Source organism: Cellulomonas sp. SG140 (assembly GCF_025770785.1).
Lineage (GTDB): Bacteria > Actinomycetota > Actinomycetes > Actinomycetales > Cellulomonadaceae > Cellulomonas.
This window is the reverse complement of sequence record NZ_JANZLA010000001.1, coordinates 402,657-425,020: the sequence shown is the minus strand read 5'-3', so window position 1 is coordinate 425,020 and position 22,364 is coordinate 402,657. Positions and strand designations below refer to the sequence as shown.

Below are 22,364 nucleotides of genomic sequence, written 5' to 3'. Positions count from 1 at the left end.
CGACCGGCGCGTTCACCGGCTGGCCCCTTCGTGGGCCACCCGGCCAGGAGGCCGGACCGCTCACACGACGAGGACCACCGCCGGATGTTCGCCTCACCGCCCCGCCCCCGCCCCCGTCCCGCGCGGCGTCGACGCGGACCACTGCTGCCCACCCTGGCGATCCTCGCCGGCATCGCGATCGTCGTCGTGATCCTGTCGCACGTGTGGACCGAGGCCCTGTGGTTCGACCAGCTCGGCTACCTGCGGGTGCTGTGGACCGAGTGGGGCACCCGGGCCGTGCTGTTCGTCGCGGGGTTCGCCGTGATGGCCGTCGCGGTGGCGGGCAGCCTGCGGTTCGCCTACCACGCGCGTCCGGTGTACGCGCCGTCGACGCCCGAGCAGACGAGCCTCGACCAGTACCGCGAGGCGATCGAGCCGCTGCGCCGGCTGGTGATGCTGGTCGGACCGGTGCTGCTGGGCCTGTTCGCCGGTGGGGCCGCGGCGCAGCGCTGGGACACCGTGCAGCTGGCGATGCACGCGCAGCGCGTGGGCACCACCGACCCGCAGTTCCACCTGGACCTCGGCTTCTACATGTTCACGCTGCCGCTGCTGCGGTTCACGGTGTCGTTCCTGATGGCCGTGGTGATCCTGTCCGGGATCGGCGCCCTGGCGACGCACTACCTGTACGGCGGCCTGCGGCTGGGCCCTGCCGCGAAGGGCAACCGGACCACGCGCGCCGCGCGCGTGCACCTGTCGGTGCTGGCCGCGCTGCTGCTGGTGCTGATCGCCGCGAGCTACTGGCTGGACCGGTACTCCTTGCTGATGAAGAACAGCGCCGGGCAGAAGTTCGCCGGCGCCACCTTCACCGACGTGCACGCGGTGATGCCGTCCAAGGCGATCCTCACCGTCGCCGCCCTCGTCGTCGCCGCCGCGTTCGTCTACTCCGCGGTCACCGGCAACTGGCGGCTGCCCGGCATCGGCGTCGCGCTGATGCTGCTGTCCGCCATCGTCGTCGGCGGCATCTACCCGGCGATCGTGCAGCGCTTCCAGGTGCAGCCCAACCAGCAGGACGCCGAGAAGGAGTACATCCAGCGCAACATCGACTCGACGCGGCAGGCGTACGGGCTGACGGACGTCAAGACGAGCGAGTACCCCGCCAAGGTGACGGCCGAGGCGGGCGCGCTGCGCTCCGACGCGGAGACGACCAACTCGATCCGGCTGCTGGACCCGCAGCTGGTGTCGCCGTCGTTCAAGCAGCTGCAGCAGATCCGCGGGTTCTACGACTTCCCGCAGACGCTGTCGGTGGACCGGTACACGGTCAACGGGCAGAGCCGCGACACGGTGATCGCCGTCCGCGAGCTCGACCTGGCCGGGCTGAGCGACTCCCAGAAGAACTGGGTGAACAACACCACCGTGTACACGCACGGGTACGGCGTGGTGGCGGCCTACGGCAACACGCGCGGCGCCAACGGCCAGCCCGCGTTCTGGGAGGGTGGCATCCCGTCCAGCGGTGACATCGGCCCGTACGAGCCGCGCATCTACTTCGGGGAGACGTCCCCGCCGTACTCGATCGTCGGCGGTCCCGACGGCTCTGCCGGGTGGGAGTTCGACTACCCGGACGACACGGGTGGATCCGGCTCGTTGAACACGCGGTTCCCCACGCAGACGGTCTCCGCGGGGCCGAGCATCGGCAACCTGTGGAACAAGATCATGTACGCGATCAAGTTCGGGGACGAGCAGATCCTGTTCTCCAACCGCGTCACCCCGCAGTCGCAGATCCTCTACGACCGCAACCCGCGGGACCGCGTGGCCAAGGTGGCGCCCTACCTCGAGCTGGACGGCCGGGTGTACCCGGCGGTGATCGACGGCCGCGTGAAGTGGATCATCGACGGCTACACCACCTCGGACCAGTACCCGTACAGCGCCAGCCAGTCGCTCTCCGACGCGACCACCGACTCGGTCACCCAGACCAGCTCCAACGTGCAGGCGCTGCAGCCGAAGACGGTGAACTACATCCGCAACTCGGTGAAGGCGACGGTCGACGCCTACGACGGGTCGGTGGACCTGTACACCTGGGACACGCAGGACCCGGTGCTCAAGGCGTGGTCGAAGGTGTTCCCGACGTCGATCAAGCCGATCTCGGACATCAGCGGCGCGCTGATGAGCCACATCCGGTACCCGGAGGACCTGTTCAAGGTGCAGCGCACGCTGCTCGCCAAGTACCACGTGACGGACGCCGGGCAGTTCTTCTCCGGCAACGACTTCTGGGCCAACCCGCTGGACCCGACCACCACCACCGAGAAGGTGGACCAGCCGCCGTACTACCTCACCCTGCAGATGCCGGACCAGAAGCAGGCCAACTTCTCGCTGATGTCGACGTTCATCCCGGCCGGCTCCACCGCGCGCGAGGTGCTGACGGGGTACCTGGCGGCCGACGCCGAGGCGGGCAACGTCGCCGGCAAACCGTCGCCGGACTACGGCACGTTGCGGCTGCTGACGCTGCCGCGCGACTCGACGGTGCCCGGACCGGGACAGGCCAACTCGGCCTTCACGGCGGACGCCACCGTGTCGAACGAGCTGAACATCCTGGGCCGTGGCGACTCGAGCGTGCTGCGCGGCAACCTGCTGACGCTGCCGGTGGGCGGGGGACTGCTCTACGTGCAGCCCGTGTACGTGCAGGCGTCGAGCGGCACCACGTTCCCGCTGCTGCAGCGCGTGCTGGTGTCGTTCGGCAACAAGATCGGGTTCGCCGAGACGCTGGACGAGGCGCTGAACCAGGTGTTCGGCGGCGACTCCGGCGCCCAGGCCGGTGACGCCGGGTCCGGTGGGACGCCGAGCCCGTCGCCGAGCCCGAGCGGCACCCCGTCGCCGGCCCCGTCCGGCACGTCGACGCCGACCACCAGCCCGACGCCGGCGCCGAGCGGCTCCTCCACCGGCGGGGACGCGTCGGCGCGGGCCGACCTGCAGTCGGCGCTGCAGGCGGCCAGCCAGGCGATGAAGGACGGTCAGGCGGCACTCGCGGCGAACGACTTCGCGGCGTACGGCGCCGCGCAGTCCCGGCTGGACGCGGCGATCCAGGCCGCGATCGACGCGCAGGCGCGGCTGGGCAGCTGACGGGTGGACGGCCGGCGCCGGGTCGGTGCCGGCCGTCCACCGGTGAGCGTTCGTGCAGTGTTCACCCGCGCGCCTGCGCGGCCGCAGCGCGGTGGTCGTCGTGCCGCCGTACCATCCGGCCGTGACCGACGACTGCGGCCGGCCGTGATCGACGACGATCTCGGCCCCGGCCCGACCTCCACGCCGCCCGTCCGTGCCGCGCGCCTGACCACCGGCCGGGTCCTGGCCTGGGCGGCCTGGGACTGGGGGTCGGCGGCGTTCAACGCCGTGGTGACCACGTTCGTGTTCACCGTCTGGCTGACGTCGAAGGTGTTCGTCGAGCCGGGGGCCGACGTCACCGCCACCACGGCGCTGCACTCGCAGTGGCTCGGCTGGGGGCTGACCCTCGCGGGGGTGCTCGTGGCGCTGCTCGCACCGGCCCTCGGCGCGCTCTCGGACGCGTCCGGCCGGCGCAAGGTGTGGCTCGGCGCGAACACCGCGGTGACGGTGGCCGCGATGGCGGCGATGGTGCTGGTGCACCCGCACGACGGTGCGCGGTCGCACGCGGTGCTGCTCGGCGTGGTGCTGCTCGCCGTCGGCAACGTCTTCTTCGAGCTGGCGTCGGTGGCGTACAACGCGCTGCTGCTGCAGATCACCACGCCGGCCACGGTCGGCCGGGTCAGCGGCATCGGCTGGGGCTCCGGCTATGTCGGCGGGATCGTGCTGCTGATCGTGCTGTTCGTCGGGTTCATCAACCCGGACGTCGGCTGGTTCGGCGTGACGTCGGCCGACGGCTGGAACATCCGTGCCGCAGTCGCGGTGTCCGCCGTCTGGATGGCGGTGTTCGCCGTGCCCGTGCTGGTGGCGGTGCCGGAGCACGCCCGCCCGGACCCGCGGGCGATCGGCGCGCTCGGCGCGTACCGCAAGCTCGGTCACGACGTCGCGCACCTGTGGCGCACGCGTCGGTCGACGCTCGGGTACCTGGTGGCCAGCGCGGTGTACCGGGACGGGCTCGCCGGGGTGTTCACCTTCGGCGCCGTGCTGGCCTCCGGCACGTTCGGGTTCACCTCGTCGCAGGTGATCGTGTTCGCCATCGCCGCGAACGTGGTCGCGGGGATCAGCACCATCGGCGCCGGCTGGTTGGACGACAGGTTCGGGCCGCGGCGCGTGATCACGGTGTCGCTCGTCGTGCTGGTGCTGGCGGCGGTCGCGGTGTTCGTGCTGCACGACCAGGGGCAGACGGCGTTCTGGGTGGCCGGTCTGGTGCTGTCGTCGTGCGTCGGCCCCACGCAGTCCGCGAGCCGCGGGCTGCTGGCGCGGCTGACGGACGCGGGGCGCGAGGCCGAGGCGTTCGGGCTGTACGCGACCACCGGCCGGGCGGCGAGCTTCCTGGCGCCGATGGCGTTCTCCCTGGCCATCGCCTGGGGCGGCGCCCAGTACTGGGGGATCCTCGGCATCGTGGTGGTGCTGGCGCTCGGCCTCGGGCTGCTGCTCCTGGTGCGGTTCCCGCGCGGGCGCGGCGTGGACGGCCGGCACGACGTGGCGGTGGGCGACGTCCCGACGGCCGACCAGCGGGCGTGAGATGAGGCTGCGGACCCTGCTGTGGTCGCCGGCGGTCGATGCCGCGGCGGGCGGCCTGCACTGGGTGGACGACGAGCAGCTGGACGGCTTCGTCGCCACGCGGCTGCCCGCCGGTCCGCCCGCGCCGGGGCGGCCGCTCGCCTCCGCGGCCGCGGGCCGGACCGACCCCGTGCTGACCGTCGTGCGGCGGGCGCCGGCCGGCCGGCTGCGACGCGGGCGACCGCCGCGCGGGGTGGTGGTGCACCTGCACGGCTACAACGACTACTTCTTCGCCGAGCACCTGGCAGCGGCAGTCGAGGACGCCGGCTGGGCGTTCCTCGCGGTGGACGTCCGGCGCGCCGGCCGGTCGTGGCGGCCGGAGGAGGTGCCGCACTACCTGGACGACGTGCGGGAGCAGGCCGCCGACCTCGGCGCCGCCGTCGCGGTGGCCCGCGGGCTGCACCCGGCGGTGCCGGTGGCGGTGCACGCGCACTCGATGGGTGGCCTGGTCGCGGCGCTGTGGGCGCACGCGCACCGGGTGCACGGCGGGCCGGACGCGCTGGTGCTGAACAGCCCGTTCCTCGCGCTGGGACGGTCGTGGGTGCCGCGGGTGACCGACCGGGTGCTGCGCGTGCTGGCCCGCACGGCGCCGCTGACCGTCGTCTCCTCGGGGCCGTCGGTGTACGCGAGCCACCTGCTCGCGGCGAACGGTGGGCGGTGGGAGTTCGACACCACCCTCAAGCGGCCGGACGGCGTGCCGGTCCGCGCCGGGTGGCTCGCGGCGGTGCTGTCGGCGCAGGCCCGCGTGTCGCGCGGGCTGGAGATCGGCTGCCCGGTGCTGGTGGGGCACGCCGCGATGTCCGGCCCCGACCGCGCCGACAACCCGGCGCTGGACGAGCAGGACACCGTGCTGGACGTGCGGGCGATCAGCCGTCGGGCGCCCGGTCTGGGGCGGGACGTCACCGTGCGGTCGTTCCCCGGCGCCGTGCACGACCTGGCGCTGTCGGCGGACGCGCCGCGGACGGCCTACCTCGCCGCGATGACGCGGTTCCTCGACGAACGGGCGCGCCGGTGACGCGCACCGAGGGTCGCGGCGGCCCCGGGCAGCGGGGCGAGACGTCACGCACCGGCTACCTCGCGGACCCGAGCGGGTTCGTCGCGCTGGCGCACCGCGGGTTCTCCCGGGAGGGGCTGGAGAACTCGCTGGCCGCCTTCGCGGCAGCCGTCGACCTGGGGTTCCGCTACGTGGAGACGGACGCGCACGCGACGAGCGACGGCGTGGCCGTCGCGCTGCACGACGAGACCCTCGACCGCACCACCGACGCGCACGGGCGCGTGCGGGACCTGCCGTGGTCCCGGGTGCGGGAGGCGCGGATCGGCGGTGCCGAGCCGGTCCCGCTGCTCGAGGACGTGCTCGGGCTGACCCCTGACGTGCGGGTGAACATCGACGTGAAGGCCGCGTCGGCCGTGGGACCCGTCGTCGCGGCGGTGGAGCGCACGGCGTCGCACGACCGGGTGTGCATCGCGTCGTTCTCGGTGCGGCGGCGGCTGGCGACGCTGGCCGGGCTCTCCCGGCCGGTGGCGACGTCGGCGGCGACCAGCGAGGTGGCGGCGTTCGTCGTCGGCGCGCGCACCGGGCTGCCGGCCGGCGGCCTGCGGCGCGCGGTGCGGTCGGTGGACTGCCTGCAGGTGCCGGTGGCGCAGGGGCGGGTGACGGTGGTGGACCGGCGCACGGTTGCCGCCGCGCACCGGGCCGGGCTGCAGGTGCACGTGTGGACGGTGAACGAGCCGGAGGAGATGCGGCGGCTGCTCGAGCTGGGGGTGGACGGCCTGGTCAGCGACCGGGCGGACCTGCTGGCGCAGGTGCTGCGGGAGCGAGGGGTGTGGGCATGAGGGTGATCGGGCACCGGGGCAACAGCTCGGTGGCGCCGCAGAACACGCTGGCGGCGTTCGAGGCGGCGTGCGCGGCGGGGGTCGACGCGATCGAGCTGGACGTGCAGCTGACGGCCGACGGGCACGCCGTGGTGATCCACGACGACGAGGTGGACGCCACCACCGACGGCACCGGCCGGGTGGACTCGCTGACCCTGGACCAGGTGCGCGCCCTGGACGCCGGCTCCTGGTTCGCCCCCGCCTACGCCGGTCAGCGGGTGCCGGTGCTGGCCGAGGTGGTCGACCTGCTGGTCCGCCACCCCCGTACCGACCTGCTGCTGGAACTGAAGGGCGTGTGGACGGCCGACCGCGTGCGGCTGCTGCTGGGCCCGCTCGCGGAGGCGGGGCTGCTGCCGCGGGTGGTCGGGCAGAGCTTCGAGCCCGACAGCGTCGCCGCCCTGCGCGAGGTGGCCCCGCAGCTGCACCGCGGGCTGCTGGTGGAGGACCTGCCGGTGGGCCCCGACGGCGCACCGCACCTCGCGGCGCTCGACGCGCTCTGCTCGCGGCTCGGGGTGATGACGTGCAACCCCGAAGGCCGGCTGCTGCAGACGCACCCTGACCTGGTCGAGGCGCAGCACGCCGCCGGCCGGCAGGTGATGGTGTGGACGCTCGACGAGCCGTGGATGTGGGCCGAGGCCCAGGCGCTCGGGGTGGACGCCGTGATCACCAACCGTCCGGACCGGCTGCGCGGCTGGCTGGCCGGGCGGACCGAGGAGCGCTGATGGCCCGCAGCATCCGCTACGACGTCTACGGCGGACCGGAGGTGCTCCGGCTGGTCGAGGGACCTGACCCGGTGGCCGGTCCGGGTCAGCTGCGCATCCGCGTGACGGCCGCCGGGCTGAACCCGGCCGACTGGAAGGCGTTCGGCGGCCTGTTCGCGCGCGGGTCGGGGCCGGACGGCTCGCGGGGCGTGGGGCACGACGTGTCCGGGGTGGTGGACCAGGTCGGCGCGGGGATCGACGGGTTCGCGGTCCGCGACACCGTCTGCGCCCAGGTGCCCGAGGGGGCGCTGGCGGACGTGCTGGTGCTGGACGTGACCGATGCGGTGCTGCCGGTGCCGGCCGGGGTCGACCCGGTGGTGGCCGGCGCGCTGCAAGTGGCGAGCCGGGCGGCGGTCGCGGGCCTCGACGCGGTGGGCGTGGGACCCGGGGACGTGCTGCTGCTCAGTGCCGCCGCCGGCGGTGTGGGGCTGATCGCCGCCCAGCTGGCGGTGGACCTCGGCGTGCACGTGGTCGGCGTGGCCGGCGAGGCGAACCACCCGCTGCTGCGGGACCTCGGGGTGGTGCCCGTGGCCCACGGCGACGGGCTCGTCGACCGGGTGCGCGCCGCGGCACCGGGGCCGGTGACCGCCGTGCTGGACCTGCACGGGGCCGAGTACGTCACGGCCGGCATCGAGCTCGGGGTGCCGGTGGAGCGCATCGCCTCGATCGCCGCGCCCCCGGACCGGCTGCAGGGCGCGGTGTCCACCGGCGGTGCGCACGCGACGTCGCAGGACGTCGCGCACGTGCTCGATCTGGTGGCCGCCGGACGGGTGCGGGTGCCGATCGCGGGCCGCTACCCGCTGGAGCTGGACGCGGTGCGCGAGGCGTACGCGCGGCTGCGCGACGGGCACGTGCGGGGCAAGCTCGTCGTCACGCCCTGACCGCCGGCTGCGTCACGCCCGCGGGCTGACCCCCAGCTGCCACGCCTGCGACGCCTGCAGCGCGCCGTGCAGCACGTGCGGCGGGATGCCGGGGTTGGCGATCGCCAGCATCGTGAGCCCGTGCACCTCGCCCCACAGCGCGAGCGCCTGGATGAAGGGGTCGCGGTCGGTGGACAGCTGGCCGGCGAGGCGGCACCGCACCACGTTGTCCACCAGCTCGGCGAGGCCGTTGCCGGTGTCCGCCGGGCGCTGCTCCCCGGCGACCGCCCAGCTGGGGCGGTCGAACAGCACGCGGTACTCGCCCGGGTTGGCCAGCCCCCACTCGAGGTAGGCGGTGCCGCGGGCGGCGAGCTCCTCGAGCGGGTCGGTGATGGTGCGGACCTGCAGCTGCAGCCCGGACATGAACTCGCGCATCACGCCGTCGCACACCTCGCCGAGCAGGACGTCCTTGGTGGCGAAGTAGTGGTACAGCGACGGTGGCGTGCACGCCGCCCGTGCGCAGACGCGGGCGATGCTGACGGCCCGCGGGTCGCGGCCCTCGATCAGCAGCTGCCGCGTGGCCTCGAGGATGCGGCCCCGCAGCCCTCCGGAGTCCTGACCCGTGCCCACCACCCGAGCAGGGTAGCCGTGCCCGGCGGCCCCGCCCGACCCACCGGGCGCGTCAGCGTGGCGGCGCCTCGAGGTGCACGGCCTTCAGCCTGGTCATCGCCGCGAGCAGGTCCGGACCGTACCCGGCACCCTGTCCGCTGTCCCGGCGCGGGTCCGCCGAACCACCCGGTGCGCCGCCGAACACCGCGTTCACCTTGACCGTGCCGACGTCCAGCCGGTCCGCCGCGCGCAGCGCGTGCTCGAGGCTGCCGGTCAGCACGGTGGCGGCCAGGCCGTACCGGCCGCTGCCCGCCCACGCCAGCGCGGTGTCGAAGTCGGGGGCGCGCCGCACGGCCGCCACCGGCCCGAACGTCTCGGTGGCCAGGACGTCCATCTCCTCGGTGCAGCCGTCCAGCACGGTCGCCGGGTACCAGGCGCCGGGTCGGTCGAGGCGACGTCCACCGGTCAGGCACCGGGCGCCGGCCGCGACGGCGGCGTCGACGTGCGCCGCCACCACCGCGAGCTGCAGCTCGTCGACCAGCGGCCCCAGCTCGGTGCCCTCGTCGTCCGGGTCGCCCACCGTCTGGGCGTCGGCCAGCCGCACCAGCTCGTCCAGCACCGCGTCGGCCACGCGCTCGTGCAGGTAGACACGCTCCACCGAGGTGCACAACTGACCGGTGTTGGTGAAGGCCCCGAGGGCGATCTGCGCCGCGGCCCAGGCCGGGTCCACGTCCTCGTCGACCACCAGCGCGTCCTTGCCGCCGTTCTCCAGCAGCAGCCGCGCACCGCGGGCGCCCGCAACCGCGGCGATCGCCCGGCCGGTGGCCGAGCTGCCGATGTGCGCGATCAGAGCGACCCGCGCGTCGGCGACGAGGGCCGCGCCGGTGGACCCGTCACCCGCGAGCACCTGCAGCACGCCAGCCGGCAGCTGCTCGGCGACCAGCCGGCCCAGCAGCCACCCGGCGTGCGGGCTGCGCTCGGACGGCTTGTGCACCACCGTGTTGCCGGTCACCAGGGCCGCGGCGAGCAGGCCGGCGGCCGCCGGCAGCGGGTCGTTCCACGGCGTGAGGACCGCGACGACGCCGTGCGGCTCGCGGCGCACCACGTCGAGCGCGGCCGGTGCACCGGCGAGCGTGCGGCCGGCCGGGCCCAGGCCCGTGGTGGCGGCCTCGGTGAGCAGGTCGGCCGCCACGCGAGCGGACTCGATCGACGTGCGCAGCAGCCGGCCGGTGTCGGCCGTCAGGGCGGCGCCGAGCTGCTCGGCGTGGTCGCGGACGGCGGCGGCCGCGGCGGTCAGACAGGCGGCCCGGTCGGCCGGTGGCGTGCGCCGCCAGGCGTCGAACGCGGCGGCGGCCCCGGTGACGGCGGCGGCCACCTCGTCGTCGTCCGCCACGGTCACGGAGCCCACGCGGGAACCGTCGACCGGCGAGCTCCGAAGCAGCCGGCGGGACCCGCGCGCCGGCACCGCGGCGCCGTCCAGCCAGTGCTCCGCGAGGGTCACGGACCGGTGGGCAGCATCGGTCGCCGGCGTAGACGTGCTGGTCAGGGCGTCGTCGAGCGTGGTCATCTCGTCTCCGATCAGGGCTCCCGGCACATGGGAGAAGCGGTTCAAGGTGCGAGCCGCCGAGAAGCGACTCACCCTGGCTGGGCGGGTGACGCCGGGAAGGTGACCCCGCCGAGGACGACTCTCGCCCCTCTTGGAAAGGTCGGCCACTGATGCGAATCCTGGGGATCAACGCGATCTATCACGACCCGTCGGCAGCCCTCGTGGTGGACGGCGCCGTGGTGGCCGCCGCCGAGGAGGAGCGCTTCAGCCGGCGCAAGCACGGCAAGCGGCCGGTGCCGTTCTCGGCCTGGGAGCTGCCCGAGCTGTCGATGCGCTGGGTGCTCGAGGCGGGCGGGATCCGCCCGGAGGACGTCGACGTGGTGGCCTACAGCTTCGACCCGGCGCTGTCGAAGTCGGCCGAGGACCTGGGCCTCCACGACCCCTGGGACCACCTGCGCACCACCTACGCCGAGCACGTCGCGGGCTTCCTGCACAGCTCGTTGCCGGGCATCGACGAGGGTCGCCTGCGGTACGTGCCGCACCACGTGGCGCACGCCGCCTCGGCGGCGCTCGCGTCCCCGTTCCCCACCAGCAGCGTGCTGGTGCTCGACGGGCGCGGCGAGCGCGCGTCGCACCTGGCCGGCCGGTACGAGGACGGCCGTATCGAGGTGCTCGCCACCCAGGAGCTGCCGCACTCCCTGGGCCTGCTGTACGAGTCGCTGACAGAGCACCTGGGCTTCCTGCGCTCGTCGGACGAGTACAAGGTGATGGCCCTCGCCTCCTACGGCCAGCCGCGGTTCCTGGACGAGCTGCGCGAGATCGTGCGGACCACCGGCGACGGCGGGTTCGTCGCGCCCGTGCCGGACTGGTCGCGGTGGGCGCCGGCGCGGGTGGACGACGGCACGTGGGGCGGTGCGCACGCCGACCTCGCCGCCTCCGTGCAGGCGCGCCTCGAGGAGGTGCTCGTCGAGCTGGCCCGCTGGCTGCACGAGCGCACCGGCGACACGGCGCTGACCATGGCCGGCGGCATCGCGCTGAACTGCGTGGCGAACTCGCGGATCTGGCGGGAGAGCGGGTTCGAGCAGGTGTGGGTGCAGCCGGCCGCCGGCGACGCCGGCACGTCGCTGGGCGCCGCGCTGCAGGTGGCGGCCGAGCTGGGTGAGCCGGTCCGGCCGATGCCGGGTGCGGCGCTGGGCCGCGAGTGGTCCGACGACGAGCTCGGCGCCTGGCTGCGCACCGCGAAGGTGCCGTTCAGCACGCCGGACGACCTGGCGGGCGAGGTGGCCGACGTGCTCGCCTCCAACGGCGTGATCGCCTGGTTCGACGGCCGCAGCGAGTTCGGCCCGCGTGCCCTCGGCCACCGGTCGCTGCTGGCGCACCCCGGGTTCGCCGAGAACCTCGAGCGGCTCAACGACGTCAAGGGGCGCGAGCAGTTCCGCCCGGTGGCGCCGATGGTGCTGCAGGACCGAGCGGCGGAGATCTTCTCCGACGGCCCGATCCCCAGCCCGTACATGCTGTTCGTGCACCGGGTGGACCCCGGCTGGGTGGACCGCATCCCGGCCGCGGTGCACGTGGACGGCACGGCCCGCATCCAGACGGTCGACCCCGCCGCCCAGCCGCGCCTCGGCGCGACGTTGCGGGAGTTCGAGCAGCGCACCGGCCTGCCGGTGGTGATCAACACGAGCCTCAACACGGCCGGACGGCCGATGGTGGACGACCCGCGCGACGCCCTGGAGCTGTTCGGCTCGGCACCGGTGGACCTGCTGGTGCTCGGCCCGCACCTGGTGCGGCGGTCGGAGGTGTTCGCGCAGCACGGGGCGCCGGCGTGAGCGGCGACGGCACGCCGCCCGCGTTCGACGGGCCGACGGTGCGTCCCAGCTGGGCGGTGGTGATCCCGACGATCGGCCGGCCGTCGCTGCACGCCCTGCTGGTCGACCTCGCGGCGCAGGTCTTCGCCGGGGACCCACCCGTGCAGGTGGTGGTCGTCGACGACCGTCCGCTGGAGGACGAGGCCCCGCTGACCCTGCCCGGCCCCACCGGACAGCTGCCCGCACCGGCACTGGTCCGCACCGGTGGCCGGGGCCCGGCCGCCGCCCGCAACGCCGGGTGGCGCACCGTGCGCACCGACTGGGTGCTGTTCCTGGACGACGACGTGCGGCTGCCGGCCGGCTGGGGCGAGGCGTTCCTGGCCGACCTGCGGTCCGCCGACGCCCAGGCCACCGTCGCCGGGACGCAGGCTCGCCTGCACGTGCCGCTGCCCACCGACCGGCCGCCGACGGACTGGGAGCGGAACACCGCCGGCCTCGAGCACGCCCGCTGGGCGACCGCGGACATGGCGTACCGCCGCACGGCGCTTGCGGGCGTCGACGGGTTCGACGAGCGGTTCCCGCGCGCCTACCGCGAGGACGCCGACCTGGCGCTGCGCGTGCGGCAGGGCGGCTGGGAGCTGCTGGCCGGAGATCGCGTCACGCACCATCCCGTGCGGCCGGCCGACGACGGCGTCAGCGTGCGGGTGCAGGCCGGTGCGCGCGACGACGTGCTGATGCGCGCGCTGCACGGACCTGGCTGGCGCGACCTGGCCGAGACCGGCCGGGGCCGCTTCGCGTGGCACGCCGCGACGGTGGGGGCTGCCGCCGCCGCGACCGCGGCGCTGGCCGCCCGGCGTCCCCGCACCGCCGCGCTGGCCGGCCTGGCCTCGGCGGCGCTGACCGCCGACTTCCTCCGTCTCCGGCTGTCCGGCGGTCCGCGGCCGGGCGACGCCGAGTGGCTGCCGGAGTGGCGCCGCATGACGTGGACCTCTGCCGTGATCCCGTTCGCCGCCGTCCGGCACCGCGTGGCCGGTGAGCTGGCGGTGCGTGGTGACGAGGTGCCGCCGTGGCGGCCGCCGGTGCGCGCGGTGCTGTTCGACCGCGACGGCACGCTGGTCGAGGACGTGCCCTACAACAGCAACCCGGACGCCGTGCAGCCGGTGCCGGGAGCGCGCGAGGCGCTGGACGCCCTGCGCGCCGCCGGCGTGCTGGTCGGCATGGTGACCAACCAGTCCGGGGTCAGCCGGGGGCTGCTGACGGCGGCGCAGCTGGACGCCGTCCAGCGGCGCGTCGTCGAGCTGCTGGGGCCGTTCGACACCGTCGTGGTCTGCCCGCACCGCCCCGACGCGGGGTGCACCTGCCGCAAGCCCGGTGCGGGGCTCGTGCTCGACGCCGCGCGGCGCCTGGGCGTGGCGCCGTGGGAGTGCGCCGTGGTGGGGGACATCGGGACGGACGTCGAGGCCGCCGTCGCGGCGGGGGCCCGTGCGGTGCTCGTCCCCACGCCGATCACCCGCCCCGAGGAGGTGCAGCACGCCGAGGTCGTCGCCGAGGACCTGCGCGGTGCCGTCCGGCTGCTGCGGCCCGACGTGCCGCTGGCCCGGCACCTGGCGGTGACCCGATGACCCGGCTGCTGGCCGTCCGCCTCGACAGCGACGGCGACGTGCTGCTCACCGGGCCGGCGGTGCGGGCGCTGGGCGCGCTCGCCGATCACGTCGACCTGCTCGTCTCGCCTGCCGGTGCCCAGGCGGCCCGGCTGCTGCCGGGCGTCGACCAGGTGCACGTGTTCGATGCCCCGTGGAGCGGTTTCGTGCCGCCGCCGGTGGCCGCCCCGGCCGTGGACGCCCTGGTCAGCGGCTTGCGCGCCGCGGCCTACGACCGTGCCGTCGTCTTCACGTCCTTCCACCAGAGCCCGCTGCCCACCGCGCTGCTGCTGCGCCTGGCCGGCATCGCCCAGATCGCCGCCACCAGCGAGGACTACCCGGGCTCGCTGCTGGACGTCCGCCACCACCGGCCCGCGGGGCTGCACGAGGTGGAGGCGGCGCTGGACCTGGCGCGCGCGGCGGGCGGCTCGCTGGCGCCGGACGACGACGGCGCGCTCGCGGTGCGGCACCCGCTGCCGGACGTCTCCGCACTGCTTCCGGTGCGGCCCTACGTGGTGCTGCACCCGGGCGCCTCGGTGCCGTCCCGCGCCCCCGCACCGCAGCACGCCGCCCGCCTGGTCGGTGCGCTCACCGCCGCGGGTCGGCACGTGGTGGTCACCGGCGGGCCGGGGGAGCGGGACCTCGGCGCCACCGTCGCCGCCGGCGTGGCCGACCCGGCCGAGGTGACCGACGTGTCCGGCCGCACCGACCTCGCGCAGCTCGCCGCCGTGCTGGCCGGCGCGGACGCCGTCGTGGTGGGCAACACCGGACCGGCCCACCTCGCGGCCGCCGTCGGGACCCCCGTCGTGTCCCTGTTCGCCCCCGTCGTGCCCGCCGACCGGTGGGCGCCGTGGGGGGTGCCCACCGTGCTGCTCGGCGACCAGGACGCGCCGTGCGTCGGCTCGCGGGCGCGGCAGTGCCCCGTGCCGGGCCACCCGTGCCTGGACGTCGACCCGCACGTCGTGGTCATGGCCGTCGACGCGCTCGCGGGTGTGCCGCTGCCGCTGACGGCGCTGACCGAGCTGACCCGGCTGACGGGGATGAGCCGGCTGACCGGGCCCACCGAGGAGGTGCACGTATGAGGGTGCTCGCCTGGCACGTGCACGGCTCGTGGATGACGTCGTTCGTCCAGGGGCCCCACGACTACGTGGTCCCGGTGGACGACGAGCGGTCGCCCGACGGCCGCGGCCGCGCGCAGTCGTGGGACTGGCCCGCCTCCGTCCGGGAGGTTCACGTGGACGCGCTGCGCGACGAGCTGGTGGACGTCGTCGTGCTGCAGCGACCCGCCGAGCTGCAGCTGCTGGAGCGGTGGACCGGCCTGCGGGCCGGTGTCGACGTGCCGGCCGTCTACGTCGAGCACAACACCCCCGCAGGCCCGGCCGTCGCGACCCGCCACCACCTGGCGGACCGCACCGACCTCCCGCTGGTCCACGTCACCCCGTTCAACGCCCTGACCTGGGACAACGGCTCCGCACCGGTCACCGTGATCGAGCACGGCATCCCCGACCCCGGCCCGCTGTGGACCGGGGAGCGGGAGCGGGTGGCCGCTGTGGTCAACGAGCCGGTGCGCCGCTGGCGGGTGGCCGGCACCGACGTGCTGCTGGACGTCGCGAGCCGCCTGCCGGTCGAGGTGTACGGCATGGGCACGGCGCCGCTGGCCGAGCGGGAGCCGTCCCTCGTCGGCCACCTGCACGACCTGCCGCAGGCCCGGCTGCACGCCGCGATGGCCGGCGCCCGCGCCTACCTGCACCCCTACCGCTGGACCAGCCTGGGCCTGTCCCTGATCGAGGCGATGACCCTCGGCATGCCGGTCGCGGCCCTCGCTACGACCGCCGCACCCGAGGCGGTGCCGCCCGACGCCGGCGTGGTCAGCGCCGACCCCGCCGTGCTGGTCGCCGCGCTGCAGCGGTGGCTGGCCGACCCGGCGGAGGCCCGCGACCGCGGCGCCGCCGCCCGCACGTTCGCGCTGGACCGGTTCGGTCTCGCGCGCTTCCTGTCCGACTGGGACGAGCTGCTGAAGGGGGTGACGGGATGAGGATCGCGATGGTGTCCGAGCACGCGAGCCCGCTCGCGGTGATCGGGGGTGTGGACGCGGGCGGTCAGAACGTGCACGTCGCCGCGCTGTCCGGCGCGCTGGTGGAGGCGGGCCACGAGGTGACCGTCTACACCCGGCGCGACGGCAACGAGCAGCCCGAGCGGGTGCAGATGGACCCGGGCGTCGAGGTGGTGCACGTCCCCGCCGGACCGCCGCAGGAGGTGCCGAAGGACGAGCTGCTGCCGTACATGCGCGAGTTCGGGCTGTGGTTGGCCGACGACTGGGCCCGGCACGGCGCCCCGGACGTGGTGCACGGCCACTTCTGGATGTCGGGCCTGGCTGCCGTCCAGGCCGCCGCCGGCGCCGGCGTGCCCGTCGCGCAGACGTTCCACGCCCTCGGCAGCGTGAAGCGCCGCCACCAGCGGGACAAGGACACCAGCCCCGCCGGCCGCGTCGAGGCCGAGGCGACCATCGGCCGCCGCGTCGACGCCGTGATCGCCACCTGCACGGACGAGGTGACCGAGCTGGTGCGCCTCGGCGTGCCGGACACCGGCATCCGGGTGGTGCCGTGCGGGGTGGACGTCGCGCACTTCCGGCCGGTCGCGCCGAGCGCCACCCTGCCGCCCCAGCGCCAGCCGTACCGGCTGCTCAGCATCGGCCGGCTGGTGGAGCGCAAGGGCGTCGACACCGCCATCGAGGCGCTGGTCGACGTGCCGGGTGCCGAGCTGCTGATCGCCGGCGGCCCGGACCAGGCGCACCTCGACGAGGACCCGGAGGCCGTGCGCCTGGTGTCGCTGGCGCAGCGGCTCGGCGTCGCGGACCGCGTCCAGTTCCTGGGCCGGGTCAGCCACGCCGACGTGCCGGGCGTGATCTCCGCCGTCGACGCCGTGGTGGCCACCCCCTGGTACGAGCCGTTCGGCATCGTGCCGCTCGAGGCCGCGGCGTGCGGCGTGCCGCTGGTCGGCAGCGCCGTCGGCGGCCTGCTCGACTCCGTGGTGGACGGCGTGACGGGCCTGCTGGTGCCGCCGCGGGACCCGTCGGCCCTGGCTGCGGCGCTGCGTCGGCTGCTGCCGGACGCCGGGCTGCGCCGCTCGTTGGGCCGGGCGGCCCGTCGTCGGGCGCTGACCCGCTACTCGTGGACCCGCGTCGCGCAGGACACCGAGCTGGTCTACCAGTCGATGCTCGCCCAGGCCGGCTGGTCCGGACAGGGCTGGAACGGGCAGGGATGGAACGGACAGGCCTGGGCCGGCCAGGGCTGGTCCGCACAGGAGGGGGTGGCCGGATGACCGCCCGCAGCTGGATCGACGAGCACGACGAGGAGCTGCGCCGCGCGCTGCGCGGCCTGCGCCGCCAGGCGTCCACCGTCGAAGCCTGGGGCGCGACGCTGGCCGACCGCCTCTCGGCCGGCGGCCGCCTGCTGGCGGCCGGCAACGGGGGCAGTGCCGCGGAGGCCCAGCACCTGACCTCCGAGCTGGTGGGCCGGTTCCTCGGCGAGCGCCGCCCGCTGTCCGCCATCTGCCTCTCGGCGGAGACCTCCTCGATGACCGCCCTGGTCAACGACTACGGCGTCGCGGAGATGTTCGCCCGCCAGGTGGAGGCCCACGCCCGGCCCGGCGACGTGCTGGTGCTGATGTCCACCTCCGGCCGCAGCCCCAACGTGCTGCACGCCGCGCAGCGGGCCCGCGAGGTGGGGGACGTGACGGTGTGGTCGATGACGGGCCGTGGCCCCAACCCGCTGGCGTCCGCGTCGGACGACGCGCTGTGCGTGGACGCCCCCTCGACGGCCGCGGTCCAGGCGGTGCACCTGGTCGCCGTGCACGCGTTGTGCGCGGCGCTGGACTCGGAGCTGGCCCTGCGGGACGACCGGCCGGAGCTGGAGCCGGAGCCGGCGCCGAACCGGCAGATCGGGATGACGGCATGACGCGACGTCCGCACGTGGTGGTGGTCGGCGACGTGATGCTGGACCGCGACGTCGACGGCACGGTGGAGCGCCTGTCCCCGGACGGCCCCGCGCCGGTGCTCGACGTGACGGGCATCCGGGAGAGCCCCGGCGGTGCCGGCCTCGCGGCGCTGCTCTGCGCCGGGTCCGGTGCCCGTGTCACGCTGGTGGCACCGGTGGCCGTCGACGAGGCCGGTCACCGGCTCACCGCAGGGCTCGCCGGCCGGGTGGACCTGCTCGCCCTGCCGCACCAGGGCGGCACCCGCACCAAGACCCGCGTCCGCAGCCAGGCGCAGTCCCTGGTGCGCGTGGACGACGGCGGTCCGGGGACCCCGGGCGAGGTCCCGGTGGACGACGTGGCCGCGGTGCTGGCACAGGCCGACGCGGTGCTGGTCTCCGACTACGGCGCCGGCGTCACGCGCGACGAGCACCTGCGCACGCTGCTGACCAGGGCGGCCGCCACCGGCGTGCTGGTGTGGGACCCGCACCCGCGCGGTGGTGCGCCGGTCCCCGGCGCCACGCTGGTCACCCCCAACGCCGCCGAGGCGGCCGGTGCGCTCCGCGGTGCCGGTCGGCCCGAGGCGTCGGCACCGCCGGACGTCCGCGCATCGGCCTTGCTCGACACCTGGCAGGCCCGCGGCGTCGCCGTCACGGCCGGCCCGGACGGCGCGTTCGTCGCCACCGGCCGGGACGTCCGCTACGTCCCAGCGCCCGCCGCGTCCGGTGGCGACCCGTGCGGGGCGGGGGACCGGTTCGCCGCCTCCGCCGTCGCGGCCCTGGCGGCCGGCGCCACCGTCACCGACGCCGTCACGGCGGCCGTGCTCGACGCCAGCGAGTGGGTCGAGGCCGGCGGTGCCGAGGCGTTCCGGCGCTCGCACGACCGGCCGCGGTCGTCGGCAGCAGACGAAGCGCCCGACGCCGAGCCGCCGGAGGTCCCGTCAGACGGTGCCGCGGCGTCTCCCGCCCGGCTCCGCCAGACGGCTGCCGCCCTCCGCGCCGGTGGCCGCACCCTGGTGGCGACCGGCGGCTGCTTCGACATCGTCCACGCCGGCCACGTCGCCACCCTGCAGGCCGCCCGGCGGCTGGGCGACGCGCTCGTCGTGCTGATGAACTCCGACGACTCCGTCGGCCGCCTCAAGGGTCCCGGCCGCCCGGTGGTCACCGCCGCCGACCGCGCCCGCGTCCTGGCCGCCCTGGACTGCGTGGACGCCGTGCTCGTCTTCGACGAGGACGACCCCCGCGCCGCGCTGGAGCACCTGCGGCCCGACGTGTGGGTCAAGGGCGGCGACTACGACGAGCGCCTGCTGCCGGAGGCCGACGTCGTGCAGAGCCACGGCGGCCGCATCGTCCTGCTGCCCTACCTGGACGGCCGCTCCACCACCTCGATCCTGCGCCGCTCCGCGACGCGCCCCGAAGAACCCCACCCCATGAAGGAGACCGCGTGACCGCGACCGACGTGCAGCCCACCACCCCCCTCCAGCCCCGCGAGCTGGGAACTGTCCTGGTCACAGGCGGTGCCAGCGGACTGGGCGCCGCCGTGGTGGAGGCTGTCCGCGCCGCCGGGGGCACCCCCGTGGTGCTCGACCGCGCCGCCCCGGCCGCCGACGTGCCCCACGTCCAGGTGGACCTGGCCGACCCGGCCGCGGCGGCCGACGCCGTCCAGCAGCTGCTCGACCAGGTGGGGGACGTGTCCGCCGTGGTGACCGCCGCCGGCATCGACGCACCGGGCCGCCTGCTCGACATCGACCCCGCCACCTGGGAGAACGTGGTCCGCGTCAACCTGTTCGGCACCGTCGCGGTGATCCGCGCCGCCCTGCCGTCGCTGGAGCGCACGCACGGCACCATCGTCACGGTCGGCTCCACGCTCGCGCTGCGCGGCTTCAGCGACGCCACCGCCTACTGCGCGTCCAAGTTCGCCGTCCGGGGCTTCACGCACGCGCTCGCGGCCGAGCTCGCCGGCCGCGTCGGCGTCACCCTGCTGATCCCGGGCGGCATGAAGACGGCGTTCTTCGACGGCCGCACCGAGCAGTACCGCCCCGGGCCCGACGCCCAGCTCAACGACCCGGCGGCGACGGCCGGCGCCGTGCTGACCGCCCTGCGCCAGCCGGTCGGTTCGGAGATCCGGGAGATGCTGGTGATGGCGTCGGGGGAGAGCTCCTGGCCGTGAGCGGCGTGGCGCCCGACGACGTCGTGACGACGGCGGTGGCGGCGGAGAGTGCTGCGGCCGGGGCTGTCGGGGCTGGCTCGGCCGAGACGTCCGGCGACGTGCTGGTGCTGCGGGCCCTCGGGCTGGGCGACGCCCTCACCGGTGTCGCTGCGCTGCGGGGTGTCCGACGAGCCTGGCCGAACCGTCGGCTGTGGCTCGCCGGGCCCGTGGGGATCGGCACGTGGCTGCGCGACCTCGGTGTGGTCGACGAGGTGGTGCCCGCTACAGGGCTGGACCCGCTGGTGCTGCCGCCGGAGCTGGCCGGTGGTGGCCACCTCGCGGTGAACCTGCACGGCCGCGGGCCGCAGAGCCACGCGGTGCTGGCCGCCACCCGCCCGTCGCGCCTGGTCGCATTCGCGGCCGACGGCTTCCCGGACGGCCCGGTGTGGCGCGCCGACGAGCACGAGGTCGACCGCTGGTGCCGCCTGGTCTCCTGGGCGGGTGGGGAGTGCGGCCGTGAGGACCTCCGCCTGACGCTGCCGCCCGGGGGTACCGACGACGACGCGGGCGCCGTCCTGCTTCACCCGGGCGCGTCATCGGGCTCCCGACGATGGCCGCCCGACCGCTGGTCCGCCGTCGCGGCCGCCCTCGCCTCGGAGGGCCGCCGCGTGCTCGTTACCGGTGGTCCCGACGAGGTGGACCTGGCCACCGGCGTCGTGACGGACGCCCGCTCCCAGCTCACCGGAGATTCGGCACCGGCGGCTCACCTCATCGAGACCCGCGCCGGCACCCTCACCATCCCGGCCCTAGCCGACCTCGTCGCTAGCGCCGCCCTCCTGATCTGCGGCGACACCGGAGTAGCCCACCTAGCGACGGCCCTCGGCACCCCGTCGGTCCTCCTCTTCGGCCCCACCCCACCCCAACAGTGGGGCCCCGCCATCGACGAGCAGATCCACACCGTCCTCTGGCACGGCGATCCGACCAACCCCGGTGACCCTCACGCCGATCAGATCGATACCGGTCTTGAGTCGATCAGCCGGGCCGAGACGCTTGCGACGGCCCTCCGGCAACTGTCAGTCGCGGAACTGCGGACCCCTCATCCTGAATTCGGTCCACGGCCGATACGGGCGACATCCGAACGGGCGGATCACGCGCGTGCCGATGCCTGAGAGACTTGGCGAGAATTGTGACGCGAGATTATTCAGGCCTGATCGGCTCGACGGACTATCCCTGGCCCCTTGGCAGTTCAATTTCTACAGTCGGAGCCCTCCGGTGCTGTAGAAGTAGACAGGTTGACCAACGATCGCCGCTAGAACATCGGTGAGCATCGGCAGGGCGACTTCCCTGGAGACGGCATCAAACAGGTACGCCTGCTCTGGATGGCTGGCTGGGTCGAACATCTGCGGCTTGTACCTAACGAGCGATGAAGCGTAATATGTCAGGGCGTACCGCGCCATTGAAGGCGGCATGGGCAGCATCCGTGTCTTGTACAGGCTCGGTGCAAGCCACGCATCATAGTCCTCGCTCGTGCGCATTCCGAGAATCTGGCGGATATCCGCGCTGAGTTCTCTTGCGCCCTCCGGTTCGTCGTGGGTGCGTCCCACGGGGACCTTGCGCCTTGACTCGTAGAAACTAACGTCCCATGGCCACCTCCGACTCACCCCGAAGTGGTCGCGCCACTCTTGCGGCTCGGCGACTTCCTCGAAGAATCGATTGAAGAGGGTTGCCGTAACGCCTCCGAACGACTTGAGAGGGTTGGGCTCGGGGCAGGCCAGTAATGACCACGCTTCGCGATCGTCCCAAGCGAGCATTTGCATGACACCTCCGATGTGAGAGGTGCCGAGCCCAACGGCGTCGACTTGCGACGATAGCTCTGGGACCTGCTGGAGAAGACGCTTCACTGGTAGTTTCGTACCGATAGGAAGCTGAATGCCCGTCCTCCGTTGATAGAGCAGCGGAAACACTCCAGTAGTCACGCTCAATGTATCGCCCGCGACCGTCTTGGCCCTTGTCGGGCTAAAGCTGAGCCCATGGCCAATTCGGCGATCAACTAGGGCAGGGGCGTTTGAGTCCAAGAGTTCAGCCTTGGCAAAGTTCAGCGCGGCGTAGTAGTAGAGAAGTCCCGCGGACCTGTTCGGAACTCCCTGTGCTGCTTGAAAATTGCTTAGCGCCTGCCTCATGTAGTTTCTGAACTCGCGCCAGAGGGCGTTCTTCTGCGCAGTCGTACCTGCGAAACGGGCGCGACCAACCGATGCAATCTCAGCGTGTGTGCTGAGTGTTTCGAGCATGAATGCAACGGAGGCGCTCTCCGTGTACCACTGGAAGCCAATGCGGTGGTCGTGTGGTGGCTCGAGGATCCAGTGGATGTAGTGGCGATGCGGACGAAGTGTCATGTTCCGGATGCTATGCCCGTGGCAACGCACCGCGGGGCCTGTCGAGCGATTCGGTGTTCTTGA

General features: G+C 74.5%; 18 protein-coding genes. 15 read left to right on the top strand and 3 right to left on the bottom strand.

Annotated elements, in window-relative coordinates:
* Nucleotides 1-84 precede the first annotated feature (84 nt).
* From N0B34_RS01970 to N0B34_RS01945, 6 genes are all read left to right on the top strand, one after another.
* The gene (locus N0B34_RS01970; protein WP_263729532.1) at nt 85-3,093 is read left to right on the top strand and encodes a UPF0182 family protein; all 3,009 of its coding nucleotides are present in this window, start codon (nt 85-87) and stop codon (nt 3,091-3,093) included.
* Between the two features lie 144 nt (nt 3,094-3,237).
* Nucleotides 3,238-4,653, top strand: coding sequence for an MFS transporter (locus N0B34_RS01965; RefSeq protein WP_263729531.1), 1,416 nt, complete (start codon nt 3,238-3,240; stop codon nt 4,651-4,653).
* Between the two features lies 1 nt (nt 4,654).
* Nucleotides 4,655-5,707 carry an alpha/beta fold hydrolase gene (locus N0B34_RS01960; RefSeq protein ID WP_263729530.1) on the top strand — a complete coding sequence of 351 codons (1,053 nt, stop codon included), beginning with the start codon at nt 4,655-4,657 and terminating at the stop codon, nt 5,705-5,707.
* Entirely contained in the window at nt 5,704-6,525 is an 822-nt protein-coding gene (locus N0B34_RS01955) for a glycerophosphodiester phosphodiesterase (protein WP_318529952.1), read from the top strand. The genes N0B34_RS01960 and N0B34_RS01955 overlap by 4 nt, the downstream gene beginning before the upstream one ends.
* Complete coding sequence (locus N0B34_RS01950; RefSeq protein WP_263729529.1) at nt 6,522-7,286, top strand: glycerophosphodiester phosphodiesterase; 765 nt, start codon at nt 6,522-6,524, stop codon at nt 7,284-7,286. Before N0B34_RS01955 ends, N0B34_RS01950 begins: the two co-directional genes overlap by 4 nt.
* Complete coding sequence (locus tag N0B34_RS01945) at nt 7,286-8,206, top strand: NADP-dependent oxidoreductase (RefSeq protein ID WP_263729528.1); 921 nt, start codon at nt 7,286-7,288, stop codon at nt 8,204-8,206. The genes N0B34_RS01950 and N0B34_RS01945 overlap by 1 nt, the downstream gene beginning before the upstream one ends.
* A gap of 12 nt (nt 8,207-8,218) precedes the next feature.
* On the opposite strand, the gene N0B34_RS01940 is transcribed toward N0B34_RS01945, so the two are convergent.
* Both N0B34_RS01940 and N0B34_RS01935 read right to left on the bottom strand, forming a co-directional pair.
* Entirely contained in the window at nt 8,219-8,818 is a 600-nt protein-coding gene (locus tag N0B34_RS01940; RefSeq protein ID WP_263729527.1) for a TetR/AcrR family transcriptional regulator, read from the bottom strand.
* Between the two features lie 49 nt (nt 8,819-8,867).
* Complete coding sequence (locus N0B34_RS01935; protein ID WP_263729526.1) at nt 8,868-10,361, bottom strand: aldehyde dehydrogenase family protein; 1,494 nt, start codon at nt 10,359-10,361, stop codon at nt 8,868-8,870.
* 149 nt (nt 10,362-10,510) lie between these two features.
* On the opposite strand from N0B34_RS01935, the gene N0B34_RS01930 reads away from it, so the two are divergent.
* The 9 genes from N0B34_RS01930 to N0B34_RS01890 all read left to right on the top strand — a co-directional run bounded on the left by N0B34_RS01930 (nt 10,511) and on the right by N0B34_RS01890 (nt 21,077).
* Nucleotides 10,511-12,169 (top strand): carbamoyltransferase, encoded by a 1,659-nt coding sequence (locus N0B34_RS01930; RefSeq protein WP_263729525.1) that lies wholly within the window; start codon nt 10,511-10,513, stop codon nt 12,167-12,169.
* A complete protein-coding gene (locus tag N0B34_RS01925; RefSeq protein ID WP_263729524.1) occupies nt 12,166-13,770 on the top strand; it encodes an HAD-IIIA family hydrolase in 1,605 nt (534 codons plus the stop codon). Before N0B34_RS01930 ends, N0B34_RS01925 begins: the two co-directional genes overlap by 4 nt.
* Nucleotides 13,767-14,870, top strand: a complete 1,104-nt coding sequence (locus N0B34_RS01920) for a glycosyltransferase family 9 protein (protein ID WP_263729523.1) — start codon at nt 13,767-13,769, stop codon at nt 14,868-14,870. The genes N0B34_RS01925 and N0B34_RS01920 overlap by 4 nt, the downstream gene beginning before the upstream one ends.
* Nucleotides 14,867-15,823: a glycosyltransferase gene (locus tag N0B34_RS01915; RefSeq protein WP_263729522.1), complete on the top strand. Its 957-nt coding sequence runs from the start codon at nt 14,867-14,869 to the stop codon at nt 15,821-15,823. Before N0B34_RS01920 ends, N0B34_RS01915 begins: the two co-directional genes overlap by 4 nt.
* Nucleotides 15,820-17,109: a glycosyltransferase gene (locus N0B34_RS01910; RefSeq protein ID WP_263729520.1), complete on the top strand. Its 1,290-nt coding sequence runs from the start codon at nt 15,820-15,822 to the stop codon at nt 17,107-17,109. The genes N0B34_RS01915 and N0B34_RS01910 overlap by 4 nt, the downstream gene beginning before the upstream one ends.
* Nucleotides 17,106-17,744, top strand: coding sequence for an SIS domain-containing protein (locus tag N0B34_RS01905; RefSeq protein ID WP_263729519.1), 639 nt, complete (start codon nt 17,106-17,108; stop codon nt 17,742-17,744). The genes N0B34_RS01910 and N0B34_RS01905 overlap by 4 nt, the downstream gene beginning before the upstream one ends.
* Nucleotides 17,741-19,207 carry a PfkB family carbohydrate kinase gene (locus tag N0B34_RS01900; RefSeq protein ID WP_263729518.1) on the top strand — a complete coding sequence of 489 codons (1,467 nt, stop codon included), beginning with the start codon at nt 17,741-17,743 and terminating at the stop codon, nt 19,205-19,207. The genes N0B34_RS01905 and N0B34_RS01900 overlap by 4 nt, the downstream gene beginning before the upstream one ends.
* Nucleotides 19,204-19,929, top strand: coding sequence for an SDR family oxidoreductase (locus N0B34_RS01895; protein WP_263729517.1), 726 nt, complete (start codon nt 19,204-19,206; stop codon nt 19,927-19,929). Before N0B34_RS01900 ends, N0B34_RS01895 begins: the two co-directional genes overlap by 4 nt.
* Nucleotides 19,930-20,135: 206 nt before the next feature.
* The gene (locus N0B34_RS01890; RefSeq protein WP_263729516.1) at nt 20,136-21,077 is read left to right on the top strand and encodes a glycosyltransferase family 9 protein; all 942 of its coding nucleotides are present in this window, start codon (nt 20,136-20,138) and stop codon (nt 21,075-21,077) included.
* An 84-nt stretch (nt 21,078-21,161) separates the two neighbouring features.
* Here the strand turns inward: N0B34_RS01890 and N0B34_RS01885 are convergent, their stop codons facing one another.
* Nucleotides 21,162-22,301, bottom strand: coding sequence for a YaaC family protein (locus N0B34_RS01885; RefSeq protein WP_263729514.1), 1,140 nt, complete (start codon nt 22,299-22,301; stop codon nt 21,162-21,164).
* Between the last annotated feature and the right edge of the window lie 63 nt (nt 22,302-22,364).

What these genes read in the sequence shown, in the direction of transcription:
- N0B34_RS01970 (WP_263729532.1), top strand. Translation starts at nt 85, where the DNA reads ATGTTCGCCTCACCGCCCCGCCCCCGCCCCCGTCCCGCGCGGCGTCGA.
- N0B34_RS01960 (WP_263729530.1), top strand. Translation starts at nt 4,655, where the DNA reads ATGAGGCTGCGGACCCTGCTGTGGTCGCCGGCGGTCGATGCCGCGGCG.
- N0B34_RS01950 (WP_263729529.1), top strand. Translation starts at nt 6,522, where the DNA reads ATGAGGGTGATCGGGCACCGGGGCAACAGCTCGGTGGCGCCGCAGAAC.
- N0B34_RS01945 (WP_263729528.1), top strand. Translation starts at nt 7,286, where the DNA reads ATGGCCCGCAGCATCCGCTACGACGTCTACGGCGGACCGGAGGTGCTC.
- N0B34_RS01935 (WP_263729526.1), bottom strand. Translation starts at nt 10,361, where the DNA reads ATGACCACGCTCGACGACGCCCTGACCAGCACGTCTACGCCGGCGACC.
- N0B34_RS01930 (WP_263729525.1), top strand. Translation starts at nt 10,511, where the DNA reads ATGCGAATCCTGGGGATCAACGCGATCTATCACGACCCGTCGGCAGCC.
- N0B34_RS01920 (WP_263729523.1), top strand. Translation starts at nt 13,767, where the DNA reads ATGACCCGGCTGCTGGCCGTCCGCCTCGACAGCGACGGCGACGTGCTG.
- N0B34_RS01915 (WP_263729522.1), top strand. Translation starts at nt 14,867, where the DNA reads ATGAGGGTGCTCGCCTGGCACGTGCACGGCTCGTGGATGACGTCGTTC.
- N0B34_RS01910 (WP_263729520.1), top strand. Translation starts at nt 15,820, where the DNA reads ATGAGGATCGCGATGGTGTCCGAGCACGCGAGCCCGCTCGCGGTGATC.
- N0B34_RS01905 (WP_263729519.1), top strand. Translation starts at nt 17,106, where the DNA reads ATGACCGCCCGCAGCTGGATCGACGAGCACGACGAGGAGCTGCGCCGC.
- N0B34_RS01900 (WP_263729518.1), top strand. Translation starts at nt 17,741, where the DNA reads ATGACGCGACGTCCGCACGTGGTGGTGGTCGGCGACGTGATGCTGGAC.
- N0B34_RS01885 (WP_263729514.1), bottom strand. Translation starts at nt 22,301, where the DNA reads ATGACACTTCGTCCGCATCGCCACTACATCCACTGGATCCTCGAGCCA.